A 24404-nucleotide genomic window follows, 5' to 3' on the forward strand; every position below is an offset into this window, starting at 1 on the left:
CATCTTTTCCCCTCCAAATTTGTTATCCATATCCAATCCTTCTCAACCTTAAAAAACTACCGAAGTATTGTAATAAAAATGACAACTTTTTTTGAAGTCTGTTCGGGAATGCTGTTAACGGCATCTTGGATGTGTTGAAAGCATGCAGGATTGTTTTGGCAAACAATAAGCGTATCGGCCTGAGCAGTTACATCTATACAAGTAGCTAAACTACTAATGACAAAACATATGAATATAGATAAGTGTTTTCCCATTTTATTGATGCTTTACTTTTTGAATAAGCCATTGAACCCAATTATTTGCAGCTGCATAATTTTGGTATTGTTCAGGCAATTTTCGTCCATCAGTATATTCATTATACAACCAGGGATCTCCGGCTACAAAAACAGTTCCTTTACCATAGTTTGCTACTGCAAAAATGGTTATATCCTTTTTAACTAAAGCTGCATAAGCAGGCTTTTTAACTTTGATGGAACAGATTTCCTTTTCAAAAATGGTTTGAACATCTGGTAAAATCGGATGATTATCCGGAACAGATATGGCACCATTTTCAAAATTTTTTCCTACAACCTTTTGATAATTATCTTCATTTAATTGAATGCCGAAACATTTCGTTAACTGATTCATGTGTACAAAATCTGCATTGCCTTTGTCATTATGCAAAATAGCCAATACCCGACCGGTATATTGCCATAAGGCAGTTAAATCCTTAAGTACCAGCGCATCTTCATAGTTCCATTTACGCCTAGCATTATTCGCATTTACATGTTCGCTTAAAATTGTTGCATCTGCTATTTTTTTTGACAACGCAATATCCTCACAAAATACAACCTGCGATGATGTGATGAAAAAAAACAGAAACAATATTTTTTTCATAACGTTTAATTCAATTGAACAACGTTTTTATTTGCGCCAAAACCGGTTTTTAATACTTGAATTGAATTTTGCAAAGAAGTGTTTTTCAATACAATGTTTTTTGTACGCCCACCTTGTACTTCCAATAACAATTGTGTATTTTTATTAAATTCAAACTTGTTAAAATAAATAGCACTACTGTTTAAAATGTACACCACCGGTTTAGTTTCCTGCACATTCAGATGAAAATTATTGAGCTGCATATTTTTAGCTTCTTCAATATCTACCCCCGCTTTCGTGTGTATAAATAAATCACTCAATTGTATATTTTTGTTCGTAAACATAATTGATTCTCTCAAAAAATGAAAGCGATGTATATTTTGTAATAATTTGTTTGGGATAACCTGTAAAACTGGTGCCTAAAGATAAATCATTAAAGGCTTTATCAATAGGTGTAAAAGTGGGGATGTTTTTGAATAAATCGTAAGTAGATTCTGTTCTTACCTGATAAGTTTCCTGCCCTAACAAAACATCAATATCATGCTTGCCACCTAAATTTTTAAGCGAATAAGTAAAAACATTTGAGTTATTGATAGATGTGCGATTGCTGGTATCTAATTCAACCACCGGCTTAGCACCACCTTGTATAATAGAAACAGGGCTAATAGAATCGCTGTATTGGCGATTGATATAATGATTATAGTCGTATCCGAAAGTAGAACGGAAGGTTAAGTTTTTGGTAATTTGATAACTAACGTAACCGGAAATATTCAAACCATCAGTTGATTTTTTGCGGTATTCAGCATTAGATAACGCAATGGGGTTGACTAAAAACAACCCGTTTCCGGTACTGTTATCTACTAAACTGGGGTCAATAACATCGGGAGTTGTAATATTGGGTGATAAGAAAGGCCTGTATTTTACTGTATTACGCAAACGGTTATATGTTGATCCATTGGGAGAAGATGTACCGGCACCATACACATTTTGGTTCAGATAACGAAAAGTGGCACTCATTCTTATTTTCTTTCCAATTCTTTGATCTACTCTTAAATTAATGAGGTTACGGTAATAGTTAGAATTTAATACCACTGTTTTATCGGTATTATTGGTATAACTTAAATTAAAAGTAGTTTTACTGTTTCCGCCATTTACACTAACATTATTGCTTTGCATCATACCATTTCTGCCCAACACTAATTTCTGCCAATCTACCGGTGCAATACTTTTATATACTGATAAAGTATCCCAGGTTGTTCCATAGGTTTTTGCAAATGTGGCACTATCGGTTGAATTTGATCTGGAACGCTCATAATTCCATCGAATAAATTCCCAGGGACTCATAACGGGAAGTTCTTTGGCTAATTTTTCTAAACCAATAAACCCGTTGTACGACATACGGAGTTTACCCTGTCTTCCGCCTTTTGTTGTAATAATAACTACGCCATTGGCACCTCGTGCGCCATAAATGGCAGTAGCTGCTGCATCTTTCAATACATCAATACTTTGTATATCTTGTGGCGCTAAAGAAGCTAAAGCATTTTCAATTTGTACCCCATCAACAATATATAAAGGAGAATTATCTTGTGTAATAGAACCACCGCCACGAACACGAATGGTAATATTTGCATCTGGTGAACCCTCAGAACTGGTAATTTGAACCCCCGCCAATCGTCCTGCTAATGCCTCGGCAGCAGAATTGATGGGAATATCTTTTAAATCTTTCGCTCCGACAGAAGATACAGAAGCCAATAAATCTTTACGTTTTACGGTTTGATAACCAATTACCACTACTTCATTGCCCGCATCATTCGTTCTGGTAAGGTGTACTGAAATATTGCCGGCGGCATGCACATCAACCGTTTTAGTAGCATAACCAACATAGCTGATCAATAAACTGTTTTTATCGCCATCATTAAGAACAGATAAAGTAAAATTTCCGTTATTATCTGTTTGAACACCTTTCTTTGAGCCTGCAATGACAACGGATGCACCGGCTAAAGGTTCATTATCCTCACCCACAACTTTTCCTTTAATTTGTCGGGTAGATATTTGAGAGAAGGCAGTAAAGCATACAGACAAGAGAATACATACAAGTGTGCCAATTTTTTTCATACAGCAATTTGTTTTTAAAACATACAACAAAAAAAGCCGGGTATTTATAACCCTTATTTAGCAATCGTTTAAAGCATTTGGTACTTCAATGCTAATTAGATATTTCGTGTTGGCATAGCATTAACAATTATTTTTTTACGCAAACGTTCCCGATAACGATGGAGTTGATAATGCACATGACAACGAAACCTGCTTCTATCTTTTTAGCATCCATTCAACTATACCACTACTTACATTTATTTTTCCAGTTCAATGAAATATGTTATTTTGATCAAAAAAATATGGATGGCTTTTTTAAAAATGTTACAATCCGTTGGAGTGATCTGGATCCCAATTTTCATGTAAGACATAGTGTTTATTATGATTGGGGTGCTTATGTAAGAATTTGCTATTTGAACGAAACCGGTTTAACGCCACAATTACTTTTGCAACACCATCTTGGTCCTATTCTTTTTAGAGAGGAAGCCATTTTTAAAAAAGAAATTCATTTTAATGATGTGATTTATGTAAATGTGAGCATGCGTTCAGCAACAGCAAGTGGTACCCGTTGGAGTTTACAACATGAATTACTAAATAAAAATGGAACTTTACATGCCATTATTAATATAGATGGTGCCTGGATGGATACGAAAGCACGTAAATTAACAGAACCACCTGAAATTTTTCTTCAAAAATTTTTAGCAATGCCAAAAACAGAAAATTTTATGCTTTTGTAATTGCTTGAAAATAATATGATATTTAGCTGCGCGATATAGCCAACTCTAATCCTCTTAATTCCGCCAAACCTCGTAAACGCCCTATGGCTGAATAACCGGGATAGGTTTTCTTTTTCAAATCATCCAACATTTGATGCCCATGATCAGGACGCATCGGTATACTTATTTTTCGCTGTTGCATAACTTGCCACAATGCTTTTACAACAGCATACATATCTACATCTCCTTCTAAATGATTGGCTTCATAAAAATTACCATCCGCATCTCGTTTTGTGCTGCGGAGATGAATAAAATGGATATGACCTGCAAAACGCTCAATCATGGCTAATAAATCATTATCAGCCCTTACACCAAATGATCCGGTACAGAAACAAATACCATTGGCAGATGAGGGTGCTGCTGTCAGTAAATCTGCCACATCGGCTTCAGTGCTTACTATTCTGGGCAAACCAAGCATCGGGTAAGGTGGATCATCAGGATGAATAGCCAATTTTAAACCTGTCGATTCGGCAACCGGAACAACTTGCTGCAAAAAGTAAAATAAATTTTGCTTTAATTTTAAAGCGTCAATCGCTTTATATTCCTGAAGTGCTTTTAAAATTTGTTTGGGTGTAAACCTTTCCTCACTTCCGGGCAACCCAAGGAGGGCATTATTAAAAAGTGTTTTTTTTTCTTCATCATTCATTGATTGAAATGTATGCCATGCATTTTCTTTTTCAATAGCTGTATATTCTGCTGCTGCGCCGGGCCTTTGCAACATAAATAAATCAAATGCAATAAAAGTCAGTCGGTCAAAATACAAGGCTTTACTGCCATCGGGCATGGTATAATTTACATTTGTGCGCATCCAGTCTAATATGGGCATGAAATTATAGGTAATTACCTCTAAGCCACATTGAGAAAGGTTTTCAAGGCTTTTTTTATAATTAGTAATGTATACTTCGAAATTTCCTTTCTGTTTTTTGACAGCCTCATGCACGGGCAAACTTTCTACAACAGTCCATTTAAGGCCAACAGCCTCAATCATCTTTTTTCTTTCCAGAATGGCATCAACAGACCAAACATCACCTACCGGAATATGATGCAGTGCCGTTACTACACCGCTACAGCCGGCTTGTTTGATATCTTGTAAACTTACAGGGTCAGTTGGACCAAACCAACGCATGGTTTGTTGCATGAAATATTGTTGATTCATAGATGAACAGGAATTATTTTATAAAATATGCCGATGAAGAATCACCGGCAGTTACTAAACGACTACTTATGCATAAAGATAAAGCGATAAGGAGTTTTGTACACAAAATTTTTGGGGGAGACAATTCAACTACTATTTGTTTTATTGAATATTGTTTGTAAGTAAAAGATAAGCTAACAGGCAAAGGGGGTTTGTTGCCATGTTAACTTATCTTACTTAATATATGCACGGTTAAATCATTTGCATGAATTATTATTGTTGTGCTTTAAGTGCATTTAAAAATCCACTATATGCAGGTTTTCTTGCAAAATTGGCATCAAATAATAATGGGTTATCAACTTTTTTCTGAGATGTGATAATCCAACTTTCAGGATCATCAACGCCCCAAACTGTAATGCCATAGCGTTGCGCTTTGGGAATATATTTTAAATAAGAGTTTACAACATAATTATACATATCTGCCTGATAGCCATAAAATAGTGAGGTTGGCATAAATCCGGTTTTATCATTCGGATTAATACGAACATCTAATTCTGAAATTCTAATCAATAAGCCGGTAGCTGCCAGTTTTTGGAACATAGCATCAATACCTGCATAACTGGTATTCCAGGCAATATGCATTTGTGTTCCAATGCCATCTACTTTTGCACCATTTGCTTTTAAAAATTTAACATACGAAATCAACGAATCTAATTTTACTGAATTAGATTCTAAACCATAATCGTTTATGAACAATAATGCATTAGGATCTGCCGCTTGTGCATACTGAAATGCATGCAGGGGATAAGTATTTCCCATATAATTTGACCAAACCAAAACATCCGATCCTGTTATGGAAGTATTACTGTTATTGCGCAATGTACCATTATCGGCAAATAATTCATTGATAACATCCCAGTCTTTTACCACTCCTTTATATCGGGTAACTGTATTGGTAATAAAATTATTGAGTGCCGAATCTAACTTCACCGCAATTTGCGAGCCTGATGGCGCTGCTATTACCTGCTTTACACTGGCATTATCAATATAATAGGTATTAGCGGCTTGCCCCATGTCAAACAAAATTCTGGTTTGAGGTGAGTTTGCAGTGATTGTCCAGGTAATTAATTGCCAGCTTGTACCAATGGTCTGATCTCCCTGATATTGGGCAGAACCACCGCCACTGGTTTGGGTAGAAAGACGGATAGAACCACCCGCAGCTGCTGCATATACCCAATAAGAAACGGTATATTGATGACCAACCGTTGTATTAAACAAATCACTGGCTACCTGAACTTTCCATTGACTACCGGGGTTGGCAACAGGATTAACCACCATCATTGCACGTGTGCCACTATGCACTTGACTCGGGGTTGTTGTTACAGAAATGGTAGCACCGTTAGATGCATTATAAGTTGACCAGTTACTAAAAGAAGTTGCATTACCCAACTCAAAACCGGGATTCGCCAGTAATTCAGTTGCTGCAGGAATTGTAATACCAGCATAACTTTTTAAGTAAGTAGCGTTTTGGTTTTGATGCCAGCCTAAAGTATGTCCATAAATTTGTAAACCTGCATTTACACATGCATTCACCAGTGCATCTGTATTGGTATAATTTAAACTACCATCATTTTGAACAATAGCGCCATGCTTCATTTGATAACCAAACGTTACACTATTTGCTTCCCGGGTAACTGTTCCGGCATAAACCGGATTATTCAACATAGGGGTGTAATCAATTGCCAACCCAAACGGAAAACCATCTGCTGTGGCTGCTGTTTTAATCAATCCGAATGTATCTGAATAATTGCCCGGATTCATAATATTATTTACCGGAACCTTTTTGCAGGAAGATAATCCTGCATAACAGCAAATCGGCAAGGCTATATAAAGCAATACTTTTTTCATATAATTTGTTTTCTTATTAAAAAAAATTAATACCCCGGATTTTGATATTGTGCCCTATTTGCATCAGCAGTAGCATTCAACTGACTTTGGGGAATAGGCCTGAGTGTATGAAATGGTTGAATATTTGCGGCACCATCCGGATTATACAATTGTACACGCTGCACCAATTTACCGCGCATGGCCAGATCGGGCCATCTTAGGCTTTCGCCGCATAATTCTCTGGTTCTTTCATCTAAAATAAAATCAAGTGTTACCTGCGATGCATTGATATCCATTGCAACTACACGGGCTGATAAGTCGGATGCAGATAAACCGGGCCTGTAAGCAGCTCTCTCCCGAATTACATTGATAAGTGTAACTGCCTGATTAACCTTTCCGGTTTGAAAAGCAGCCTCAGCAGCCAATAAATACAATTCAGATAATTTTGCAACAGGAAATGGGCGTCCGCCCTCATCATTGGCCTGCATTTTTTTACTGTCTTCATATTTGCGTAAAGAAGGATAAATATTTTGGGTGGTGGTACCTCCAATAATATAAAACTCTCTCGGAGCAATTACCCTGTAAGGTTTTGGAATGGCATTCATAGAATCGGCCATTGCATTGGTATATGCCAAAACAAAAGCGGTATCACCTACATTAAAACCGCCACCTGCCTGGGTTGCCAGCCATACCGTTCTAAAGCTGCCATCATATCTGCTATCATTCAATTTATCAGCAAAAGCAACATTATATAACCATGCTGTAGGGCAAAACCTTCTAATTGGCCTGCCATATAATACAGTTCGTGTTGCACATGGCGCAGTAGATGAATTTGCCTTAGGTGATTTAACCGTAGTATAATCGGGAGTAAAATCATTGCTTGCATCTACACCTTTACCGCCTCCAATGCCTGATGGATTACCTACTTCATTATCGTTATTATCACCCGGAATCCTTTCAACAGAGTATAAAATTTCCGGATTATATTCATTCCCTTCTCTATTCACATCAGCAAAATTTTGCAGTAAAGATGTTCCGTACTTAGCCTGATTATTAATTACTTCCATTGCGGCATTATAAGCATTTGCAAAATCAGAACTTTGTTTTGCGGCAGAGTATGCTCTAAAAATATAGGTTCGTGCCAGCATTAAATAAGCTGCCGCTTTTGAAAGTTTGAATGTATTGGCCGGGCGCTGGTCGGGCAAGTACTGTGTAGCATAGGTAAAATCATTAATCATAGCCTGATAATCTTTTACCAGCAAATCGGCGGTAGGTAAGCGATTAAAACCTTGATATGGAGTTGCGTTAAAATGCAAATCGCCTGCACCTAAATCAGTAGGTACTGCACCAAATTGTTCAACCAATAACAAATAGTATAACCCACGGAGAAAACGCGCCTGGGCAACAATTCCATTACGAATGGTGGTATCCATGTTTACAGTTGGGGCTAAATCAACCACTGCATTGGCTAAATTAATATTGGAGTAATTTCTGTTCCAAGGCGTCAATATGGCGCCGTTAGAAGCATCTAACGTATAATTACCTAACGTTAAATAATCAGCAGTACCACCGGCACCGGTTCTTGGCTGGTCTGCATAGGTCCATTCATCTGTTCCGTCACAGGTAATACCTACTGCACCTTCTGGGCCGTAATTAAAGCGCATACCGGAGTATAAAGCATTAACAGCACTTTGTAATCCGGTAGGTGTTTTAAAATAATCTACCGTAAAAACTGTGTAAGGGTGCTCTTGTAACTTTTTACTACACCCAACACTTAACATAGCAACCAAAGCAGCTGGTATGACTGAAATTTTATACAATGATTTCATATATATTATTTTAAATATTAAAAGCTAATATTGGCACCTACAATAAAATTTCTGGGAAGTGGTGTACTGGCATTAATGGTAACCATGCCATTATTACCACTTCTTAAATTTCCCGGATTTCCCACACCTGCATTACCTACATTGGTACCAATCGGGTCAATACCGGTTTGGTTTTTATAGGGAGAGAAAAGAAAACCAACATTATCTACTGTGAAATACAAGCGAATTGACTGTGCATTAACTCTTTTCAGCATGCGATCTCTAAAGCTATATCCCAGATTGATGCTTCTAATTTGAACAAAAGAAGCATTGTAATAACCGAGTGTTGTCCACGCAGTACTAATTGGACTGATGGATGTTGATGGCTCGGGAAACCAGTTGGTTGGGCTGGTTGGTGTCCAGTAATCTACTTTAATACCATTTCTTTTACCATCCATTACCGTTAAATAAGAAGCAACAGGCTGATGAATCTGACTCACCAATAACCCGCCAAATCGTGCGTACGCTACAATCGACAAATCGAAATTTTTATAGGCAAACCGATTGGTCATACCGCCTTGTAATTTCGCATCACCATTACCAATCACATATCTGTCATTATTCGCATCAATTTTACCATCCGGTTTTCCGCCCGGACCGCTATGGTCTTCTAACTTAATTTGACCGGGAACAGAACCATATTGCGCAGCTTGTGCAGCTTCATTTTTCTGCCAGATTCCCAACTTTTTATAATCATAAATTGCTGTCATGGAATAACCAACAAATAACTGATTGGCAATATCCTGTGCTATTCCACTACTTAAGCTAAGCAGCTTGTTCTGATTGAAGAACAAATTCAAATCAGTTGTCCAGCTAAACCCATGCCTGTTTTGAATATTGATGGTAGAGACGGTAAATTCCATACCCTGATTTTGCATAGATCCTACATTGGTTGTATAATTTCCTGAAACACCTGAAGTTGGAGGCAACACCACACTGTACAAAATTTTATCGGTATGCTGATGATAATATTCTATTGAACCTGTAATTCTGTTTTTCAAAATTTCGAAATCAATACCTACGTTAACAGTTTTGGTATATTCCCAGTCTAAGTTTGGGTTTGGTAATGCAGAAACATTGTAACCTGTTACAACAGTTGGGCCATAATTATAGCGAATTACATTTCCCGGACTTGCCAAACCATTATTATTAGAAACCAGTCCTAATGATGAATATGGATTAATGGACTGATTAGAGGTTTGCCCAAAGCCTGCCCTTAATTTTAAATTAGAAAAGTTATTGGATAAAAATTTGCTGTTTCTAAAAAATTGTTCATTATTCAAATTCCAACCTGCAGAAACCGCAGGATACTGATGCCATTTATGCCCGTTGGCTAATCTTGAAGAACCATCTATCCTACCGGTGAGCGTTAGCATATACCGATTATCATAATTATAATTTAAACGCCCCATGTAAGATATCAGTGCCCATGACTGCTCACCTCCGCCTACTGCAGGTGCAGGTGTAGGATTTGACAGGCCTAAAGCATAGAATTGAGAAAAATTATCGGTAATTGAATCTTTGCTTACAGAAGTATTATGTGTGTGGTACTCCTGAATACTATACAGACCTGTAAAATTTAAACGATGTTTTTTGATTGATTTATCATAGGTTAATATATTTTCAACAGTATAACCCCAGGCTTCGGCATTGTTTACATAAGCAGTATTCCCTTTTTGAGGTCGGAAATAACTGGGATTGATGCCAGAGGGATCATCTGATGCCTGAAACTGATCATCTTCTTCCTGTGTATAATTTAAACCAATATTGGCACGGTATTTTAAACCGGGCATGATCTGATATTCAGCATACAAACTATTAAAAGTTCTTAATCTTCTTACTCTGTCAACCCAGCTATTGTTATTGTGATTAAGCAACAAGGGGCTGTATTGAATTTGTCTGTCATCATTATTGCCATTAGGTGCAGTAATTATTTTTCCGGTGCTATCATAAGCCGGCATTAAAGGGCTTAAAGCTAATATAGGGAACATGGGATTCACAAATTGAGAACCGTTGGTAACACCCACACTGTTCATGGTATTTAAACCAATTTTTATTTTATTACCTACTTTTGAGTCGATGGTTGCTCTAACAGAATAACGGGTAAAATCCTGTCCGGGTAATAATGCAGTTTCGTTATAATAACCACCACCGAGCGAGAATGTACTACCGTTAGCCGTTCCGCCTGATACAGTAATATTTTGATCCGTTTTATGAGAATTTTGATACATCAGATTCTGCCAGTCAGTAGATTTACCCGAAGCCATATATGCCAGTTCTTCCGGCTCATAACCCTGATTCCATGGAGAGATGTTGCGCATAGCCTGATATTCGGCGGCATTAAATACCGGATATTTATTAGATACGGTTCCAATACCATAATAGCCACTGTAGGAAACTCTGGTAGCGCCTGCTTTTCCACGTTTGGTAGTAACCAACAATACTCCGTTTGCACCCCTTGATCCATAAATGGCCGTAGCCGAAGCATCTTTCAATATTTCTACCGAAGCAACATCATCGGGATTAATATCATTTAAACTACCATCATAAGGAATACCATCTAATACCAATAACGGATCATTCGAACCACTGATTGACCTTGTACCACGGATACGGATTTGCGCACCTGAACCTGGCTTGGTTCCTACTGTCTGTATTTCTAAACCCGCTGCTTTACCTTGTAAGGCTTGTTGCATATTGGCAACCGGTACATCCCTTAAAGTCTGTTCATTTACAGAAGATACAGATCCGGTAACATCACGCTTACGTTGTGTTCCATAACCAACTACTACCACCTGATCTAAATCATTATTGGCAGATTGCAATTGAATAGAAATATCAGATGTATTTTTATTGATATCAATAAACTTGTTTTGATAACCAACATAACTTATTACTAAAGTTGACTTTTCAGGAACAGAAAGTGAAAATGCACCCCGTTCATTTGTAGTAGTGCCAACTTTTAATCCCTGAACAGTAACAGAGGCACCTACAACCGGTTCATTCTTTTCATTTACTACAACCCCTTTCACAATTTTTCTTGACTCATTATTTTGAGCATAAAGTAGCTGAGTGGAAACAATCAATAAAAAAGTTGAGAATATGGCTAATGAAAATGAGAAATGAAACTGCCGTATTAACCTGCCTGGCAGTTGCTTCATTTTTTGAGCAATCATTTTTTTCATAATTATTTGTTTTGGTATTTATTTATTTCTCTTTACTGAGTGGTTCAGTTTAATTATTTTTTTAAATTATTAGCTCGAATTGAAATTATATTGCATAATTAAATTAGTTAATAAGAAAATAAAATTTAATTTGATATTATAGAAAGAGATGCTGGTTTAGAAGCACCTAGTTCAATGCTTCGTTTATCCGGCAAGGAGCCTCCTGCATAAATATCAATGGTTCCTTTCGGTAAATATGATTCACCTTTCTCATTTACCAATTCCAACATATCCGGGCTTATGATAAATGAAACTTTTTGAGATGCACCAGCACGAAGATTAATTTTTTTGAATGCTTTTAGAGCATAAACCGGCGCATCCGCAGGTGCATCTTTATGTTGAACATATAATTGCACCACTTCAGAACCATCATATTTGCCGGTATTTTGAACTGTAACAGTAAATTGAATACTGTCTTTTGCTTGAATATTTGATTTACTAACAACCGGCTTGTTATATGAAAAATGAGTGTAACTCAATCCAAAACCAAATGGATACATGGGTGTTGACTTCATAAAGCGATATGTACGGCCCTGCATACTGTAATCATCATAAGGCGGTAATTGATCATAAGACATAGGAAATGTAACAGGTAATTTTCCTGATGGTGAAGATTTTCCAAAAATAATATCAGCTACTGCATTACCTCCTTCTTCACCCGGATACCAGGCCAATAAAACCGCATCTGCCAATTGATGCACTTCTGACAAATTCATTGGACTACCACCTGTAATAATAACAATGATTGGTTTCTTATTCCCCTCTCTTAACTTTTTTAGAAAATCAATTTGATTTTGTGGAATATTATAATTTAAACGATCTCCATAGGTTGAAGAAGCAATTGATTCGCCTTCTTCGCCTTCCAATAATCCTGAAATACCTAATACAGCAATGGTTACATCAGAATTTTTAGCATCACCGGTAGTCCAATCAATTGGATTCGCAGATGGCCTGTCTAATAAACATCCCATTTTATATTGCAACTGACTACCCGTTGCAATATGATTAGCAAAACCTTCTAAAAACGTAACCAACCGGTTATTTACGCCATAATAGTTTCCTAATAACACATCAACGTTCGATGCGTTTGGACCTGTAATAAAATATCTCGGTAAATTATTTTTTAGAGGAAGTACACCATCATTTTTTAGTAATACAACAGACTGTAAGGCAACTTCTTTGGCTAATGAACGATGAGCAGAGCTATTAATAACTGACTCCGATATCTTGTTATACGGATTGGCATTTGCGTCATCAAACATGCCCAGTTTAAAACGAGTAGCTAACAGTTCTGCTAGTGCGCTATCAATTGTTGATTCATTGATTAAATGTTGGTGTACCGCATCAATCAAGGCAGGATATTCAACACCGCAATCCAAACTCACACCTTTTTCAACAGAAAGGGCAACCGCCTCTGCTGCAGTTTTTACATACTTATGGCCTTCATAAATATCACTAATTGCACCACAATCAGAAACAACATGCCCTTTAAAATTCCATTCCTTTCTTAATATATCATCCAACAAAAAAGTATTTGTGCAACAGGGCTCACCATTCGTACTATTGTATGCACACATAACAGCCTCAACATGTGCATCTTTTACCAAAGCTTTAAAAGCAGGCAAATAGGTTTCTCTTAAATCTTTTATAGAAGCAACCGCATTAAAGGAGTGACGCAATCGCTCCGGCCCACTATGTACCGCAAAATGTTTTGCACAGGCAGCTACTTTTAAATAATTGGGATTATTGCCTTGCAGTCCTTTTACAAAAGCAACGCCAATCTTTGCAGTTAACATTGGATCTTCTCCATAAGTTTCCTGCCCTCTTCCCCAACGTGGATCCCTGAAAATATTGATATTAGGTGTCCAAAAAGTTAAACCAGCATATTGTTCATAAATACCACGTTTTACAGATGCAGTATACATAGCCCTTGCTTCATCGGAAATGGCTGTAGCCTCTGCAAAAGCAAGGCTATCATTAAAAGTAGCAGCTAAACCAATTGCTTGCGGAAATACCGTTGCAACACTAGACCTGGCAACGCCGTGCAATGATTCATTCCACCAATTATAAGAAGGTATGTTTAACCGTGGAATAGCAGGGCTGTTATTCATCATCTGACTTACCTTTTCTTCAAGCGTTAAGCGACTGATAAGATCATTTACCCTGACAGGTATAGGAAGAGCTGGATTTAAATAAGATGCAGATTGGGCTATAGCAAAATGAATTTGCAGCAACAAAAAGAAGTAGGTTAATTGATAACTAAACCTTTTCATAAAGCAAGCATTTTAGGTAACAGCAAACCTTTTAACAGGTCATAATTTTATAAAAGCATTCGTTTGACAAAACGAATATAGAAAAGAATTTTAAAAAATGCAACCGATTGCAAAAAAATTTTAAAAAAAATTAGAATTACTTTGTACCGCTTACTAATTATACATTATTGAACATGGCCCCTGAAAAAGAAGTTACTATATACGATATAGCACGGTATTTAAACTTATCGGCGGCAACTATAAGCCGCGGATTAAAAGACCATCCTGCCATCAACAAAAAAACAAAGAAAAAAATTATAGAAGCCGCAAAAACATTAGGGTACCGCAGTAATATGTTTGCCAGTAATTTGCGGACACGACAAACCAAAACTATCGGTGTAATTATACCCCGTTTGAACAGCTACTTTATGTCAACGGTAATTGCAGGCATTGAAAGTATTGCCAATGAAGAAGGCTATAACCTTATCATCAGTCAGTCGCTGGAAAGTACCGAAAAAGAAGCTGCAAACGCCATTACCATGTTCAACAGCCGCGTAGACGGGGTGCTGGTTTCATTAGCATCAGATACAAATAACGTAGACCACTTCAACGCTTTTCTACAGAAAAAAATTCCAATCATTTACTTTGATAGGACAATGGCTACATCTGACTGCATGGGCATTTCGATCGATAATTTTAAAGCAGCATTTGAAATAACTACGCATTTGATTGAGCAGGGTTGCAAACGCATTATGCATTTGGGAGGAAATATTACCCGCAACGTATATGCCGACCGTTTAGCCGGCTATAAAGCAGCTTTAAAAAAAGCAGGCCTACCTGTTCACGAAAATCTGATACAATTCAGCAATTTAAGCGATGAAGCAGGTACAGAAGCAGGAAAATACATTTGTTCGCTTACTCAAAAACCAGACGCAGTATTTGCCGCAAACGATACCTGTGCCACTTATTGTATGTTGTATTTAAAACAACATGGCTATAAAATTCCTACCGACATTTTGTTTGCCGGATTTAACAACGACCCCATCAGCAAAGTAGTAGAACCCAATTTAACTACTATTAATTACCCGGGCTATGCTATGGGGCAAATTGCGGCCACTAACCTCATCAATCACCTTAAAGGCATAGCCGATATCAGCACAACAAATATTGTTATTCTAAGATCCGAACTCATTATAAGAGCATCTTCAAAAAAATAAAAATTTGTCAATTGGTTCAAAATACAGAATTTTACGCAACCGATTGCAATTATGACCCCAAAAAAAGATGTTACCATATATGATATTGCCAGGCAGTTGAACATTTCTACATCAACTGTAAGCAGAGCTTTACAAGACCATCCGGCTGTAAACAAGCTTACCAAAAAAAAAGTATTCAAAACTGCCAGAGAAATTGGCTATCAATACAACACTTTTGCAGGCAGTCTTCGTAAAAAATCAACCAGTACCATCGGGGTAATTGTGCATGAATTAAACAGTAATTTTATTACTTCCGTTTTAGCAGGAATTGAAAAGGTAACTTCAGAAGCCGGTTATGATATTATTATTGCACACTCATCAGAAAGCTATACAAAAGAAGCCGCTAATGCCGTTAACTTATTTCATAAACGCGTAGATGGATTAATTGCATCATTAGCATTCGACACAAAAAATCTCGATCATTACCAACCTTTTCATAAAAAAGGCATTCCGATAGTGTTTTTCGATCGGGTTGAACCAACCGATAATAGCACTGTTGTAGTAATTGATAATTTTAAATGTGGATATCAGGCAACCAAACATTTAATTGATCAGGGCTGCAAACGCATAGCACACATAACTGCAAGCTTAAACAGAAATGTGTATGCACAACGATATCAGGGTTACAAAAAAGCCCTATCTGAACATAATTTACCTTTTGAAAAAAAACAAGTTATTATTAATGACCTGAGCGAGGAAGCTGCCCGTAATGCAGCATATCAATTATTACAATGTACACAAATTCCGGATGGTGTTTTCATTACAAATGATTTTACTGCAGCTGTCTTTATTCAAACATTAAAAGAAAATGGTATTGTAGTTCCAGACGATATTGCCATAGTAGGTTTTAACAATGATGCCATTAGTAAGTTGATTGAGCCAAAAATTACTACATTTAATTATCCGGGTATTGAAATGGGTGAAATAGCCGCCAGGCAACTGGTTGCTCATTTAAAAGGCGAACAAAACCTGCAGCTCACCAATACAATTATTATCCGTTCTGATTTAATTATACGGGAATCTTCTCTTAAAAAACATACCCCACTTAGTATTGCCGGAACCTAAATAAAGAACACACTAAAAAATAATTTAATTAGCATGACTAATAACAAACCTTTAAAAACAGCTATCGTTACCGGTGGTGGCTCCGGAATAGGATTAGCAATTACTGAATTGTTCATTCAAAATGGCATACGAACCATTATTATTGGCAGAGATGTAAAAAAATTGCAAGCAACTAAAGAAAAACTAGGCGAATTATGTATTCCCATAGCATTTAATCTGACAGAGTTTGAAAAAATTTCGGAATTAACAGATTCACTAATAATGGAATATGGCCCCATTCATACGTTGGTAAATAATGCAGGAATTAATTTAAAAAAAGATTTTATATTAGTTACGCACCAAGAATTTGAAAATATACTATCAACAAACGTAACAGCGGTATTTGCACTCTCTAAAGCGGTGGTTAAACATATGCGGTCTGAAAAAAATGGCAATATTATCAACATTAGTTCAATGGCTTCGCAATATGGCATTCCAAAAGTAATTGCTTATACCGCATCTAAAGCTGCTATTGAAGGCATGACAAAAGCAATGGCAGTAGAGCTTTCGCCAATGGGTATACGTGTAAATTGTATAGCACCCGGATTTATAGCTACTGAAATGAGCGCCAAAGCACTAAATGACGATAAAGAAAGAATGCAAAAGGTACTTTCAAGAACACCTCTTGGCGTTTTAGGAAGGCCTGAAGATATTGCTGCGGCAGCTTTATTCCTATCATCAGATGCTGCAAAATTTATTACCGGAACCATTTTGCCTGTTGATGGCGGCAATTCAATTGGCTTTTAACCTCAAAAAGAATGATGCTATGATAAAAAAAACAATAGCAATTGTTTTATTCATCGGATGTGTGCATGCAATGTTCGCTCAATCGTTTATTGTTTTCAACAAACAGGAAAATACCTGGAATATAACTGACCCCAAACAAAACCTGTCAATTTATACCGATGATACAGATGACTGGCTGGTGCAAAAATCAGCAGCTTTGTTGCAATCTGATTTAGAAAAAGTGATTGGCAGAAATATTGCACTTACACATGATTTACAACATGCACAGGAAAATTTAATCATAATTGGAAGCATAAAAGGTTCAACAACTATCAACAGTTTAAAAGAATCTCATCAAATAAATGTAGATGCCATTAATAGCCAATGGGAAGCTTTTCAGTTACAAACAGTTGAAAAACCTTTTAAAAATGTATCGAAAGCATTCATCATTACCGGAAGCGATAAACGTGGAACGGCTTACGGAGTATTTGAATTTTCGAAACAAGCAGGAGTTTCTCCATGGTATTGGTGGGCAGACGTTCCAATTGAACAGCATAAAAATATTTTTATAAAAAATGGAATACACACATTCAAATCTCCAACCGTACAATACCGAGGTATATTTATTAATGATGAAGCGCCTGCATTTTCAGGATGGGCAAAAGAAAAATTTGGCGGCGTTAATCACCATGTGTATGAAAAAATATTTGAATTGCTATTACGTTTAAAGGCAAATTACTTATGGCCTGCTATGTGGGGCAATGCTTTTAATAATGATGATACCCTTAACCCGATTTTAGCAAATAAATACGGCATTGTTATGGGCACATCGCATCACGAACCAATGATGCGGGCACAACAGGAATGGAAACGATATGGGCATGGTGAATGGAATTACCAAACCAATCAGGCTGTATTAGATTCTTTTTGGAAAAAAGGAATCGAGAATATGGATCATCACGAAAGCATTGTTACCATTGGTATGCGTGGTGATGGGGATGAACCGATGACGACCGGTACTGCTACTGCATTATTAGAAAAAATAGTAGCACGTCAAAGAAAAATAATAGAAGAAGTAACACATCTACCTGCAGCAGAAACGCCACAAGTTTGGGCATTGTATAAAGAGGTGCAAGATTATTATGATAAAGGCATGCGTGTACCCGATGATGTTACATTATTATTGTGTGATGACAACTGGGGCAATATTAGAAGATTACCAAAACTTTCTGATACAGGAAGAACCGGAGGTTATGGCATCTATTACCACTTTGATTACGTAGGTGACCCAAGAAATTACAAATGGATTAATACCAATAATATTGCAAGAGTTTGGGAACAAATGCATCTGGCCTATGAATACCATGTTAGAAAAATATGGATTGTAAACGTTGGAGATATAAAACCAATGGAATTACCCATTAGCTTTTTTTTAGATTATGCATGGAATACGCACCAATGGGATGCAGATAAAATATTGCAATATCATGTTCAATGGGCTACACAGCAATTTGGGAAAAAATATGCCAATAAAATTGCAGACATCTTAATTAAAGATGCACAATATAATAGCAGAAGAAAACCGGAGTTATTGTCACCGGAAACTTATAGTCTGATACATTATCATGAGTTCCAAAAAATTGTAGATGAATACACTCAAATTGAAAATGAAGCAACAAAAATTAATCAGTTGTTGCCACAAAAATATCAGAATGCATTTTATCAATTAGTATTATATCCGATAATAGCAAGCGCCAATTTGAATAAGATGTATTTGGCAGCCGCAAAAAACAGATGGTATGCCAATCAAAACAACAGTAAAATAGCACAATTATATGGCGATAGTGTTCATTATTTTTTCAAAAAAGATTCGTTGATGGCCAATTATTACAACCACGAGCTATCCAATGGGAAATGGAATCACATGATGGATCAAACACATATTGGCTATACCTACTGGCAACAACCGCCGGTCAATAAAATGCCGGAAATTTATTTAACACCATTTTCGGATAGTACCCATCATCAATCAGAAAAAAACACAAAGCAAATTCATCCAAAATTTTTTAACAATAGCATTGCTTCAAAAAATAAAAATTATTTCATGGAACAAGATGGATATGTGTCAATAGAAGCAGTACATTTTTCAGAGCAAACCCAAAGTAATGGTATGCACTGGCAAAAAATTCCATATATCGGTAGAACAAACGGTGGTATTACTGCATTTCCAGTAACGGCACAACAACAAAATACAGGCACCAATGCCACTACATTAGTATATTATTTTTATGCAACAGACACTGGTAGTATAAAAATAAATGCATACTTCTCTCCCACATTAAACATCCACCATGATGAAGGACTAAAATATGCAATTGCAATTGATCAGGAAACGCCTCAAATCATATCCATCAATAAAAATGATGATAATCCAAGAGAATGGGGCAAATGGGTGTCAGATAATATCATTATTAAAACAACCGGCCACCATCTTCAACAACCCGGATTACATAAAATAACTTATACATTAATTAACACAGCCGTGGTGCTTCAAAAATTAGTGATTGATCTGGGTGGTTTAAAAGAAAGTTATCTGGGACCACCAGAATCAAAAAAAAATTAAAATGAAATACCTCATTCCCATTTTTTCATACTTCATACTGTGTATGCATCAACCGGCATTAGGGAATGTAACATTACCCAAATTGGTTGGTGACAGTATGATATTGCAAAGAAATGTACCTGCTAAAATATGGGGATGGGCATTGCCGGGTGAAGCAGTTCATATTCAATTTATTTCAAAAGATTTTAACACCATTACCGGAAAGAACGGGCATTGGGAAATTACATTACCGGCTATGCAGGCCGGTGGCCCTTATTCCATGAATATAATAGGTAGCAATCGCATTGTATTGAAAGATATATTCATTGGTGATGTTTGGGTATGTGCCGGACAGTCAAATATGGTACATCAATTGGGCATACATCTTTATACTTACGCCAATGAAATAAAGCAGGACAATTTCCCACAAATCAGGCAATTCATAGTGCCTGCCACTGCCAATTTATTAAAGCCTGATACTAATTTTACTTCAGGCAGATGGAACTCTGCTACCGGACAAAATTTGCTGCAATTTTCAGCAGTTGCCTATTTTTTTGCAAGAAAATTATTTGAAAAATATCATATTCCTATCGGCATTATTAATGCTAGTGTTGGCGGCACTTCTATTGAAGCCTGGATCAGTGAAGCAGGATTAAAACCTTTTTCTGATATTCAAAATTTAATACAAAAAAACAGAAATAACGAATATATACAGAAAAAAATAAATAAAATTTTGGCAACAAATAAAACTTTACAAACCATTTTGGAAGATGATAGAGGAATAACAGAAAGCCCAAAATGGTATGATACCAATTATATTCCTAAAGAATGGCACAACATGAATGTGCCCGGATATTGGAACGATCAAAGTATCCGTAATGTAAATGGTGTGGTATGGTATAGAAAAAACATACACATACCCAATACTTTCACTGGCATTGCTGCTGAATTAGCATTAGGCAGAATAGTAGATGCGGATGAAGTATACATCAATGGCATATTAGTTGGTAAAACTGCTTACCAATATCCACAACGTTACTATCATTTGCCTACAGGTATTTTAAAACCAGGTAATAATACCATTGTAATTAGAATTACGAATACAAATGGAAAAGGTGGTTTTGTGCCGGATAAACCATATTATATTGCCGCTGCAAATGATACTATCGGTTTAAAAGGTGACTGGCAATTTAAAGTTGGCATAGCATTGCCTCGTAATCAAATATTTTCCAATGACTTTTCAATCCAAAATCAACCTGCCGCTTTATACAATGGAATGATTGCATCCATTACAAATTACACTATCAAAGGAATATTGTGGTATCAGGGTGAGAGCAACATCTCAAATGCAGCACTATATATTCGACTATTCTCTGCACTTATTCAAGACTGGCGTAATAAATGGAGGCAGGGGAATTTGCCCTTTATTTATATTCAACTTCCCAATTATGGAGCAGTTCATTATGAACCTACAGAAAGTGATTGGGCTATTTTGCGTGAAGCGCAATTAAAAACATTAGCAGTTCCAAATACAGGAATGGCTGTTACAATTGATTTAGGAGAATGGAATGACATTCATCCTTCCAACAAAAAAGAAGTGGGCATCCGTTCAGCATTAGCTGCCGAAAAAATTGCTTATCAGGAAAACAATATTGTTTATTCCGGCCCAATATATCAATCTTCAAAAATAGAAAGTGATTCCATCATCATCCGCTTTAATCACGTAGGGAATGGTTTAATATCCATTGATGGTGAGTCTTTAAACCAATTCGCAATTGCCGGAGCAGATAAAAAATTTGTTTGGGCAAATGCAAAAATTGAAAACAATAAAGTTGTGGTTTGGAATAAAAATATTCAACACCCTGTATATGTTCGATATGCATGGGCAGATAATCCGCGTGACGCCAACCTATATAACGCGAACGGATTACCGGCTGCCCCCTTTAGAACAGATACAGATAATAAATAATGAAAACAATGAATTTATATTATTTATTTATTGCACTTTTATTTCCGTTATCTGCCCTTTTTGCACAAACAGATACTACATGGAATCAAAAAAAATGTGCAGTTGTACTTACTTATGATGATGGTTTAAATATAGATCTTAGTCATGTAATTCCAGCTTTAGATTCAGTGAATTTAAAAGCTACTTTTTATATATCAGATTATTTCAACGGTTTGAATGCTCAGCTTCTGCAATGGAAAAAAGTAGCAGCTGAGGGGCACGAACTTGGCAACCACACCATCTGGCATCCTTGCGATAGCAGATTATCGGGAAGAAATTTTGTACAATCTGATTATGATTTAGCCAACTACACTGTAAGAAGAATGGATAATGAAATTATAGCCATGAATAATTTCTTACAAGCTATAGATGGTGCAACAACCCGAACCTTTGCCTACCCATGTGGTGATACTAAAATACATGATACGGATTATTTAGCACCCTTATATAAAAATTTTATTGCTGCCAGAGGTGTAACACCCATGATGCAAAAAATAAACGAAATTAATATATACAACATAGGCTGCTACATCATGAATGGGCAATCTGGTGCAGCAATGATTGAGTTGGTTAAACAGGCTGAACAAACCCATTCCTTATTGGTATTTTTATTTCATGGGGTTGGTGGCGGGCATAGTTTAAATGTTAGGCTGGATGCGCATCATGTATTATTACAATATTTAAAAGCCCATGAAAATAGCATTTGGGTTGCACCGCTAAAAACAGTTGCTGCTTACATCAAAGAAAAACAAAACAAAAAATAAACAATCATCTACATTTTTATTTATTAAAACTTTACCATGAAAAGAAAACTTTTCCTTCTCACTACTTTTATAGTCCGAATTTTATGGCATGCAGATGCACAAAACAAATTGGGTTTAAAAGACTATTACAAAAACTATTTTCCTATAGGGGTGGCAGTAAGTGCCAAAAACATCATGAGTAGCGATACAACATTTATTTTAACGCAATTCAATAGTGTAACACCGGAAAATGCCATGAAAATGGGGTCCATCCACCCTAAAGAAAATGAATATAATTTTAAAGAAGCAGATGCCATAGTAGATTTTGCACAACGCCACCACTTAAAAGTAAGAGGCCATAATTTGTGTTGGCATGAACAAACACCTGATTGGATATTTACGGATAATGAAGGAAATCTGGTATCAAAAACCGAACTCTTAAAAAGATTAAAAGACCACATTTTTGCCGTAGTAAAAAGGTACAAAGGAAAGGTTTATGCATGGGATGTTGTAAATGAAGCCATTGATGATAACAGTACCCATTTACTACGTAATTCATTATGGTACCAAATATGTGGTATGGATTATATTATAAAAGCATTTGAATATGCACATGAAGCTGATCCCAATGCCATTTTATTTTATAATGATTACAATACAGAACGACCTGAAAAAAGAGCCAGAGTGTTTCAATTATTAAAACAACTCAAAGCCCTGCATGTACCGGTAATGGCAGTGGGTCTGCAAGGACATTGGAGTATCTATGAACCCACGCAAACTGCATTGCAAACAACCATTCAATGTTTTACAGCATTAGGGCTTCAGGTGCAAATTACAGAACTGGATATTTCAATTTACCACTGGGAAAAAAATATCAGAACAAAAACCAATACAGATATCGATACATACACTGCTGCATTAGAGAACAAACAGGCACAACAATATAAAATGGCTTTTAATTTATTTCGGCAAAATAAAAAAAGCATAACCGGTATTACGTTTTGGAATTTGACAGATAAATACACTTGGTTAGACCACTACCCAATTCCCGGAAGAAAGAATTATCCTTTATTATTCAATGCCAACTATCAACCCAAAAAAGCATATTGGGATGTGGTGAACTTCAAACAATAATTTCTGAAAACATGAAAAAACTGCTACTACTTCTTGTAGGATTATATTTATGGGAAACAGGTTTTAACCAAACAACCATAGAATACCAAAATCCAATATTAGCCGAATTTTATCCTGACCCCAGCATTTGTAAAGTAAAAAATGATTATTATCTCACCAATTCTACTTTTGCCTGTTTTCCCAGGTTACCTATTTTTCATAGTATCGATTTATTGCATTGGGAACAAATTGGCTTTGCATTAAACAGACCAGAACAACTAAATTTATTAGATGACGAAGGGGTTTAAGGGGTTTATTTGCTCCTGATATTAGTTATCATAATGGTACATTTTATATTGTTTGTACCCTTATTGATAAACTGGGTAACTTTATTATTACAGCGAAAAATCCGGCTGGTCCCTGGAGCAATCCTGTTGCAATACAGGAAATAAATGGCATTGATCCTTCTCTATTTTTTGACACAACTACAAACAAAACCTATTTATTATACAACAGTGTAGCACCCAATAACAAGCCATTATGTGATGGCCATCGTACAATTAGAATGGTTGAATTTGATATTAAGCATTTAAAAGTAATAGGTGAGGAAAAAATTATTGTAAATGGTGGTACAGATTTATCGAAAAAACCTGTTTGGATTGAATGTCCACATTTGTTTAAAAAACAATACTTCGGTAGTTTTTTAAGGTTGAGAAGGATTGGATATGGATAACAAATTTGGAGGGGAAAAGATGTTAACA

Annotated in this window: 18 protein-coding genes; 10 read left to right on the forward strand and 8 right to left on the reverse strand. The window is 36.3% G+C overall.

The window, feature by feature from the left end; genetic code table 11:
* Positions 1–255: 255 nt before the first annotated feature.
* The 3 genes from JK139_RS14180 to JK139_RS14190 are packed head-to-tail and all read right to left on the reverse strand — an operon-like array spanning position 256 to position 2970.
* Entirely contained in the window at positions 256–876 is a 621-nt protein-coding gene (locus JK139_RS14180; protein ID WP_074419263.1) for a hypothetical protein, read from the reverse strand.
* Positions 877–881: 5 nt separating this feature from the next.
* The gene (locus JK139_RS14185) at positions 882–1175 is read right to left on the reverse strand and encodes a hypothetical protein (protein ID WP_143439112.1); all 294 of its coding nucleotides are present in this window, start codon (positions 1173–1175) and stop codon (positions 882–884) included.
* Complete coding sequence (locus tag JK139_RS14190; RefSeq protein WP_218331767.1) at positions 1168–2970, reverse strand: SusC/RagA family TonB-linked outer membrane protein; 1803 nt, start codon at positions 2968–2970, stop codon at positions 1168–1170. The genes JK139_RS14185 and JK139_RS14190 overlap by 8 nt, the downstream gene beginning before the upstream one ends.
* Positions 2971–3146: 176 nt before the next feature.
* Between JK139_RS14190 and JK139_RS14195 the strand changes: the two genes are divergently transcribed.
* Positions 3147–3686, forward strand: coding sequence for an acyl-CoA thioesterase (locus tag JK139_RS14195; protein WP_228733246.1), 540 nt, complete (start codon positions 3147–3149; stop codon positions 3684–3686).
* Between the two features lie 22 nt (positions 3687–3708).
* On the opposite strand, the gene uxuA is transcribed toward JK139_RS14195, so the two are convergent.
* From uxuA to JK139_RS14220, 5 genes are all read right to left on the reverse strand, one after another.
* A complete protein-coding gene (gene uxuA, locus JK139_RS14200; protein ID WP_228733247.1) occupies positions 3709–4881 on the reverse strand; it encodes a mannonate dehydratase in 1173 nt (390 codons plus the stop codon).
* Between the two features lie 252 nt (positions 4882–5133).
* Positions 5134–6768 carry an endo-1,4-beta-xylanase gene (locus JK139_RS14205; RefSeq protein WP_074419266.1) on the reverse strand — a complete coding sequence of 545 codons (1635 nt, stop codon included), beginning with the start codon at positions 6766–6768 and terminating at the stop codon, positions 5134–5136.
* A gap of 26 nt (positions 6769–6794) precedes the next feature.
* Positions 6795–8576, reverse strand: coding sequence for a RagB/SusD family nutrient uptake outer membrane protein (locus tag JK139_RS14210; protein WP_218331769.1), 1782 nt, complete (start codon positions 8574–8576; stop codon positions 6795–6797).
* A gap of 17 nt (positions 8577–8593) precedes the next feature.
* The gene (locus tag JK139_RS14215; RefSeq protein ID WP_218331778.1) at positions 8594–11800 is read right to left on the reverse strand and encodes a SusC/RagA family TonB-linked outer membrane protein; all 3207 of its coding nucleotides are present in this window, start codon (positions 11798–11800) and stop codon (positions 8594–8596) included.
* 125 nt (positions 11801–11925) lie between these two features.
* Positions 11926–14112: a glycoside hydrolase family 3 C-terminal domain-containing protein gene (locus tag JK139_RS14220; RefSeq protein ID WP_218331780.1), complete on the reverse strand. Its 2187-nt coding sequence runs from the start codon at positions 14110–14112 to the stop codon at positions 11926–11928.
* Between the two features lie 173 nt (positions 14113–14285).
* Between JK139_RS14220 and JK139_RS14225 the strand changes: the two genes are divergently transcribed.
* The 9 genes from JK139_RS14225 (at position 14286) to JK139_RS15700 (ending at position 24376) form a co-directional block, all read left to right on the forward strand.
* Positions 14286–15308, forward strand: a complete 1023-nt coding sequence (locus JK139_RS14225) for a LacI family DNA-binding transcriptional regulator (protein ID WP_074419017.1) — start codon at positions 14286–14288, stop codon at positions 15306–15308.
* 51 nt (positions 15309–15359) lie between these two features.
* Positions 15360–16412 carry a LacI family DNA-binding transcriptional regulator gene (locus JK139_RS14230; RefSeq protein WP_074419018.1) on the forward strand — a complete coding sequence of 351 codons (1053 nt, stop codon included), beginning with the start codon at positions 15360–15362 and terminating at the stop codon, positions 16410–16412.
* Between the two features lie 33 nt (positions 16413–16445).
* Positions 16446–17198 carry an SDR family NAD(P)-dependent oxidoreductase gene (locus JK139_RS14235; RefSeq protein ID WP_218331782.1) on the forward strand — a complete coding sequence of 251 codons (753 nt, stop codon included), beginning with the start codon at positions 16446–16448 and terminating at the stop codon, positions 17196–17198.
* 19 nt (positions 17199–17217) lie between these two features.
* A complete protein-coding gene (locus tag JK139_RS14240) occupies positions 17218–19800 on the forward strand; it encodes a glycosyl hydrolase 115 family protein (RefSeq protein WP_218331784.1) in 2583 nt (860 codons plus the stop codon).
* 1 nt (position 19801) lies between these two features.
* Positions 19802–21748 carry a sialate O-acetylesterase gene (locus JK139_RS14245; RefSeq protein ID WP_218331786.1) on the forward strand — a complete coding sequence of 649 codons (1947 nt, stop codon included), beginning with the start codon at positions 19802–19804 and terminating at the stop codon, positions 21746–21748.
* Between the two features lie 8 nt (positions 21749–21756).
* The gene (locus tag JK139_RS14250; RefSeq protein WP_218331788.1) at positions 21757–22551 is read left to right on the forward strand and encodes a polysaccharide deacetylase family protein; all 795 of its coding nucleotides are present in this window, start codon (positions 21757–21759) and stop codon (positions 22549–22551) included.
* Between the two features lie 36 nt (positions 22552–22587).
* A complete protein-coding gene (locus JK139_RS14255) occupies positions 22588–23664 on the forward strand; it encodes an endo-1,4-beta-xylanase (RefSeq protein ID WP_074419022.1) in 1077 nt (358 codons plus the stop codon).
* An 11-nt stretch (positions 23665–23675) separates the two neighbouring features.
* Positions 23676–23951, forward strand: coding sequence for a family 43 glycosylhydrolase (locus JK139_RS15695; RefSeq protein WP_218331790.1), 276 nt, complete (start codon positions 23676–23678; stop codon positions 23949–23951).
* Positions 23952–24013: 62 nt separating this feature from the next.
* Positions 24014–24376: a family 43 glycosylhydrolase gene (locus tag JK139_RS15700; protein WP_317196313.1), complete on the forward strand. Its 363-nt coding sequence runs from the start codon at positions 24014–24016 to the stop codon at positions 24374–24376.
* Positions 24377–24404 lie beyond the last annotated feature (28 nt).

This window comes from Hydrotalea lipotrueae, assembly GCF_019249625.1.
Lineage (GTDB): Bacteria > Bacteroidota > Bacteroidia > Chitinophagales > Chitinophagaceae > Hydrotalea > Hydrotalea flava.

Bases quoted from the DNA above. Each gene is read 5' to 3' on its own strand.
- JK139_RS14180 (WP_074419263.1), bottom strand. From the start codon at position 876: ATGAAAAAAATATTGTTTCTGTTTTTTTTCATCACATCATCGCAGGTT.
- JK139_RS14190 (WP_218331767.1), bottom strand. From the start codon at position 2,970: ATGAAAAAAATTGGCACACTTGTATGTATTCTCTTGTCTGTATGCTTT.
- JK139_RS14195 (WP_228733246.1), top strand. From the start codon at position 3,147: ATGACAACGAAACCTGCTTCTATCTTTTTAGCATCCATTCAACTATAC.
- uxuA (WP_228733247.1), bottom strand. From the start codon at position 4,881: ATGAATCAACAATATTTCATGCAACAAACCATGCGTTGGTTTGGTCCA.
- JK139_RS14205 (WP_074419266.1), bottom strand. From the start codon at position 6,768: ATGAAAAAAGTATTGCTTTATATAGCCTTGCCGATTTGCTGTTATGCA.
- JK139_RS14210 (WP_218331769.1), bottom strand. From the start codon at position 8,576: ATGAAATCATTGTATAAAATTTCAGTCATACCAGCTGCTTTGGTTGCT.
- JK139_RS14215 (WP_218331778.1), bottom strand. From the start codon at position 11,800: ATGAAAAAAATGATTGCTCAAAAAATGAAGCAACTGCCAGGCAGGTTA.
- JK139_RS14220 (WP_218331780.1), bottom strand. From the start codon at position 14,112: ATGAAAAGGTTTAGTTATCAATTAACCTACTTCTTTTTGTTGCTGCAA.
- JK139_RS14225 (WP_074419017.1), top strand. From the start codon at position 14,286: ATGGCCCCTGAAAAAGAAGTTACTATATACGATATAGCACGGTATTTA.
- JK139_RS14230 (WP_074419018.1), top strand. From the start codon at position 15,360: ATGACCCCAAAAAAAGATGTTACCATATATGATATTGCCAGGCAGTTG.
- JK139_RS14235 (WP_218331782.1), top strand. From the start codon at position 16,446: ATGACTAATAACAAACCTTTAAAAACAGCTATCGTTACCGGTGGTGGC.
- JK139_RS14240 (WP_218331784.1), top strand. From the start codon at position 17,218: ATGATAAAAAAAACAATAGCAATTGTTTTATTCATCGGATGTGTGCAT.
- JK139_RS14245 (WP_218331786.1), top strand. From the start codon at position 19,802: ATGAAATACCTCATTCCCATTTTTTCATACTTCATACTGTGTATGCAT.
- JK139_RS14250 (WP_218331788.1), top strand. From the start codon at position 21,757: ATGAATTTATATTATTTATTTATTGCACTTTTATTTCCGTTATCTGCC.
- JK139_RS14255 (WP_074419022.1), top strand. From the start codon at position 22,588: ATGAAAAGAAAACTTTTCCTTCTCACTACTTTTATAGTCCGAATTTTA.
- JK139_RS15695 (WP_218331790.1), top strand. From the start codon at position 23,676: ATGAAAAAACTGCTACTACTTCTTGTAGGATTATATTTATGGGAAACA.